The 447-nt window shown below is 59.7% G+C and carries 1 pseudogene; it reads left to right on the forward strand.

The features are described 5' to 3' along the window. Nucleotides 1–447 (forward strand): annotated as a pseudogene (locus DUK53_RS17145) (hypothetical protein); the annotation flags it as partial.

Consider the following 447-nt stretch of genomic DNA (forward strand, 5'->3'; position numbering starts at 1 on the left):
GTAGCAATGACTCAGACACTCAGCCAACTTGAACACAGCGAAGCGTTCATCGAGCGCCACATCGGCTCTTCCGCAGAGCAACAGCAGCAGATGCTGGAAGCCGTGGGCGCTCGCTCGCTCAGCGCGCTGATCCAACAGATTGTGCCAGCCGATATCCAACTGCCAGGGCCTCCGCCGGTAGGCGATGCGGCCACGGAACATCAGGCGCTGGCAGAACTGAAGGCGATTGCCTCACAGAATCAGCGCTACAAATCCTATATCGGTATGGGCTACAGCGCGGTGCTGACGCCGCCGGTGATCCTGCGCAACATGCTGGAAAACCCAGGCTGGTATACCGCTTATACCCCTTATCAGCCGGAAGTGTCGCAAGGCCGCCTTGAGGCGCTGCTCAACTTCCAGACGCTGACTCTCGATCTGACCGGGCTGGATCTGGCCTCTGCCTCCTTG

The sequence above is a fragment of the Listeria sp. SHR_NRA_18 genome, from assembly GCF_003856515.1.
GTDB lineage: Bacteria > Bacillota > Bacilli > Lactobacillales > Listeriaceae > Listeria_A > Listeria_A newyorkensis.